The organism is Paenibacillus forsythiae T98 (assembly GCF_000520735.1).
GTDB lineage: Bacteria > Bacillota > Bacilli > Paenibacillales > Paenibacillaceae > Paenibacillus_AQ > Paenibacillus_AQ forsythiae.
In genome coordinates, this window is the sequence record NZ_ASSC01000601.1 from 1 (window position 1) to 4,803 (window position 4,803).

The window sequence follows — 4,803 nt, forward strand, 5'->3', positions numbered from 1 at the left end:
GTCGTTCTTCAATCTCGGAGCCTGGGGCGGAATGTACGCTTACACGCCGGAGCTGTATCCTACGTCTGTCCGTTCAACGGGAGTCGGTCTTGCTGCGTCTTTTGGCCGGATCGGCGGCATTATCGCTCCGCTGCTTGTCGGTGTGCTCGTCAAGCAGTCCGCCGGGATCTCATCCATTTTCCTGCTGTTCTTCGCCACGATTATCGCAGGCGCCGCAGCGGTGCTGTTCCTGGGCAGGGAAACGAAGGGGGTGGATCTGCTGTGATTTTATGTAAAATCCGCTTGTTTGCATATTTTTTCAAGAACTGAGGCATCGCTGCCGAATCGGCACATCGCTTCGCAGTTCTGCCGCAGTTCGTCAAATAAAATATACGAGATATTGCGGAATTGCTTTTGACGGAAGACAGGACGGGACAACTGGGCTTTGATTTCCTTTTCTCTTTTGCCGGGAGCGATTAAGTATAAGTGGGTGTCGTGTGCGGAGAGAGCCAGGGATAGATCCTGAAGCCGCAGTATTCCCGAATAAATGGAAGTGCTCTTCTCGACCTCAAAGGCGCATACGATATCACCCGCAGCATTCAACCAAAGTACGTCAATAAGCGCAATGGTGTCCCGCACAGGCTTATCAATTCCCGGAAGCTCCAATGCCGGATCGGAGAATTCGCCTAGACATGTATTTTTCCAAATTCGCCGGTGATCGTTCTGCGCAATCCAGACACGGTAACCCAGAGACCGTCCAAGCTGGGCTAGCGCATGCTGCATCTCGCTGTGCTCCTCCGATTCATTAATGTCCTCCGCGATTTCCCGTCGCCGTTTTTCAAACGATTTGATGCGGTCCGCCGAAACGGCGGCTGAATGGTCAATCCCCGATTCGAGAGCCGTCTCCGGAATCAAACGAGCGCTTCCGATCTCGAACAACAGTCCGGCGAGCGCTCCCAAATCCTTGGATAACGAATCTCTGTGATGAAAATTCCACTCTAGCATCCGGTCTCTCATTACCAGATAAGCGGGCCAAGAGCCCAGCTTCAGCTTGCTGCCGCTTATTTGGTTAAACCCCCGGACAATGCTTGTATTGAATGGGGGAAACAGTGTCGGATGCAGGAAGTACAAAATATTAGCCGTTGCCGGTCCCAGTCCTTTTATTTTCAACTGATCCAGCCTGACAATCTCTTGCAGAATTTGTCTCTCCTGTGTGGCGGTCGCGCACTGCCTCAAAAAAAGGCCAAAGGACCGCTTGTTATCTTCATGTTCATATATATCGGGAATTCTCAGCTTGGGCTTCCAGTAAAAGGCATGAGCCGCACCGTCGAATACCTGTTTCTGCTCGGCAATCGCCGTAACTACCGCTTCAAGAGGAGAGCCTTTGAAGTCGCTGCCGAATACGCCGCGTTCAATCGATTCGACTGTTTGGCCTACACCGGATTTAATTGTGCGAAAAGCTTTCAATCGTTCTTCATTATTGATAAACCAGGTGTTATATACGGATTCAGGGTCTGCTTTATAAGCAAGGATCAGGTTTTTCAGTTGTTCCGCCATCATCATCGCTCCTTTTTCATCTGAGCTTAGTATAATCCGAATAAACGTTCCCATGGTAGGAGGCATATCATATGACCTTCATGCTATAATGGGAGGAACAAAATGGGCGGTTCCCGAAGCTGGGCTGCCGCAATGGAGCGGGATGGATCGATGAGCTATGACAATAAGCCGCATTTCTCGGAGCTGATCTGGGAAGGCGATGAACAAAATATGGCGGTTCCGCCGCGCGAAGCGGTTCGGGCGGAGGAGGCGAAACGGGCGGCAGAAGCGGACAGGAAACGCAGGTTGACGGCGAGCCGGAACGTGCCCGAAAAGCCGGAGCAGCTGAAGCTGTGGGATTTGGAGCTTCCCGGCGGCAGGAAAGAACAGCGAAAGGGACATGCGGGCGCGAGCGTTCCTCATAGAGACGATACTGTGTTGTCAGCTGAGGGGCGGAAGCAGACCGCGTCGCTGTCTGAGTCCCGAAAGAAGCATGATGAGGAAGGCGGGGAGATATCGCCCCAAACGAGCCGGTCTGCAATGGAACGGAAGATGTACCCGTCAGCCGGACCCGTAACAGATATCGAGCAGGCCTCCGCCCCCCGGCCCACCACGACGGAAAGCCAGTTCGTAGAGCATGCGAGAGAGCTGGCCGATTATGCCGAGACGTCGGCGGAATTTGTCAAGTTCAAGAGTTACTGGCCAACCTACGGGCACATGACCGGTCCGCAGACGAAATGGTACTTTTACTGGCGGAATGAAGTGCGTCAGGGGCGTTATCCCGAAACGGATCTGTCTTATATATTCCTGCATGTGTACGAGCTGATCAACGGTGTCGGCTGGGAGACGCCGCAACACGGGTATGAGCAGCTATGCGGATTATGGGAAGCTTACCGGGGCGCCTTCAAACGTCTGGATCACTATCTCGGAGGCTGGATCGCGGATTTCTCCTTTGTCCATGAGCTGGATATTTCGCTGCGCTATATTGTCCTCCGGGCCAAGGGGCTGGGCGGTGATCTGGCGGAGCTGGAGCTGATGCGCTGCCTTGCCTCGGTTCCGGAGCAGCTGACTTTGCCCGCATTGTTCCTGTTGTCGGACTATGATATAACCAAGTCGAAATTCTATGCGGGTCCCGGAAATGAAGCGCTGGAACGCTTTGTTCCGCAGGTTGTCGCTCTGGTCAACGCTTATGTCAAGCGCAAGCACGGCGCGTCCCTGCTTGAAATGTTCCTCCCGGGCCCCCCGGTGACAAGAGAGCGCTATTTATTCCGCAGCGCCGTCTATGATATTTCCCTGTACGGTTATTCCGTTCTCGTTCCTGTCGTCCGCATCAGCAAATCGCCTCCGCTGCGGAGCCTGATTACCCGGCTGTTCCGGCTGACGGAGAACAAGCTTCGGGCGCTGATGGACTTTCGGGGCCGCCTGAAGGGGATTCAAATGGATAAGGACATCGAGGAGCTTGTCGGCAAATTCCTTGAACGGGAATTCCGCAAGGCGGAACGGGAAGACAGGGGGCCGGATATTGTCATAGACAAGGACAGACTGGAGCAGCTGCGCAGCGATTCGGACGTTGTCCGCCAGCTGCTGACGGTGGAAGAGCCGGAGCTTGGCCCTTGGGAGGGCAAGGAACAAGGGAATGAACCCGGAACAGCCGTGAACTCTGCTGGCTATGAGACAATGATTCGGGAAGAGCGGAAGCCGGCAGGGGAGCTTCAGCCATCGGACAGAGGTGCCGCAAGTGAGGCAGGTGCGGTTAAACCCAAAGGAAGCGGAGCCATAGATGAACTCCAGCCAGCCTCCGATAAACCGCAAATGTCGGGAGCAGCAGCGGGAAATGAGTGGGAGGCTCTGGCCGATACGCTCAGTCCCTTGCAGCGTGAAGCTGTGCTGGCGCTCTCCGGACCGGAGGGTCCTGGCGCGCTGCACAGGCTGGCCGCCGCCCACGGAGCGCTGCCTGACCTGCTGATTGACGAAATCAACGAAATCGCAATGGATCTGCTTGGCGACCTGCTAATCGACGGCGAACAGCTCTCGCCTGAATATGCATCCATGCTGCATTACTTGAAGAGGTGAGACTTGGCATGAATGAACTTAAAATACCGAAAAGAATGACAACGGCGCTGGTCAATTCCCTCACGGCAGGCGTTGTCCCGCGCATCGGACTGGAGCATGTCGCCGTCGGCCGCCGCGCGGAGATCGAATCGATTCTGCGCGACCTTGACAATATTGCCGAAGGAGGCGCTGCCTTCAAGCTCATTACGGGCAAATACGGCAGCGGCAAAAGCTTTCTGCTGCAGATGATCCGCAACTACGCGATGGACCGCGGTTTCGCGGTTGCCGATGCGGACCTGTCGCCCGAGCGCAGGCTGGTCGGCACCAAAGGGCAGGGCCTGGCCACCTACAAGGAGCTTATGAGCCACTTGTCCACCCGCACCCGCCCGGACGGCGGAGCGCTGGAAGCCGTGCTGCAGAAATGGATCTCCACCTTGCAACAGAAGGTTATGCGGGAACAGGGGATGGACCCCCGGAATCCCTCTTTTGCCGCCGAGGTCGAGAAGGAGATTTATGCGGTCGCTTCGGAAATGCGCAGTCTTGTGCACGGCTTCGACTTCGCCAAAGTGCTGGCGGCGTACTGGAACGGCCATAAGCTGGGAGACGAGGATCTGAAGCAGGACGCGCTGCGCTGGCTTCGCGGCGAGTTCGCCACACGCACGGAATCCCGCAAGGCGCTGGGCGTCGGCGTCATCATCGATGACGACAATTGGTACGATTATATGAAGCTGTGGGCGGAATTTTCCGCCGCCATCGGGTACAAGGGGCTGCTGCTGTTCATTGATGAAGGCGTCAATTTGTATAAAATTACGAACAGCGTATCCAGACAGAGTAATTACGAGAAGCTGCTGACCATGTTCAACGATACGATGCAGGGCAAGGCGGAGCATCTGGGGATATTTCTCGGCGGAACGCCGCAATTTGTCGAGGATCACCGCCGGGGTCTGTTCAGCTACGAGGCGCTGCGGTCCAGACTTGCAGCGGGACGGTACGGCTTCGCCGCTCCGGGCATTTTTTCGGGGCCGATCATTCCGCTCGACATGCTGTCCGCCGAAGAAATTCTCGTTCTGCTGCAAAGGCTGCGGGATATCCATGCGCTGCATTACGGCTATGAGCCGGTCTTGACCGACGATGAGCTTGTGCACTTTATGGAGGAGGCATCATCTAGGCTGGGAGCGGATGAACTGCTGACGCCCCGCGAGCTGGTGCGCGATTTTATGGATCTCTTGCATACGC

General features: G+C 55.6%; 4 protein-coding genes. 3 read left to right on the forward strand and 1 reads right to left on the reverse strand.

The features are described 5' to 3' along the window. On the forward strand, positions 1–265 hold a 265-nt coding region (locus tag L692_RS29395; protein ID WP_036724461.1), incomplete at its 5' end, for an MFS transporter. A gap of 2 nt (positions 266–267) precedes the next feature. Here L692_RS29395 and L692_RS0118760 read toward each other — a convergent pair. Further along, positions 268–1,536, reverse strand: a complete 1,269-nt coding sequence (locus L692_RS0118760; RefSeq protein WP_025701612.1) for a hypothetical protein — start codon at positions 1,534–1,536, stop codon at positions 268–270. A gap of 102 nt (positions 1,537–1,638) precedes the next feature. On the opposite strand from L692_RS0118760, the gene L692_RS0118765 reads away from it, so the two are divergent. Beyond that, complete coding sequence (locus tag L692_RS0118765; protein ID WP_025701613.1) at positions 1,639–3,588, forward strand: TerB N-terminal domain-containing protein; 1,950 nt, start codon at positions 1,639–1,641, stop codon at positions 3,586–3,588. Between the two features lie 8 nt (positions 3,589–3,596). Then, on the forward strand, positions 3,597–4,803 hold a 1,207-nt coding region (locus L692_RS0118770; protein ID WP_025701614.1), incomplete at its 3' end, for an ATP-binding protein.

What these genes read in the sequence shown, in the direction of transcription:
- L692_RS0118760 (WP_025701612.1), bottom strand. Translation starts at nt 1,536, where the DNA reads ATGGCGGAACAACTGAAAAACCTGATCCTTGCTTATAAAGCAGACCCT.
- L692_RS0118765 (WP_025701613.1), top strand. Translation starts at nt 1,639, where the DNA reads ATGGGCGGTTCCCGAAGCTGGGCTGCCGCAATGGAGCGGGATGGATCG.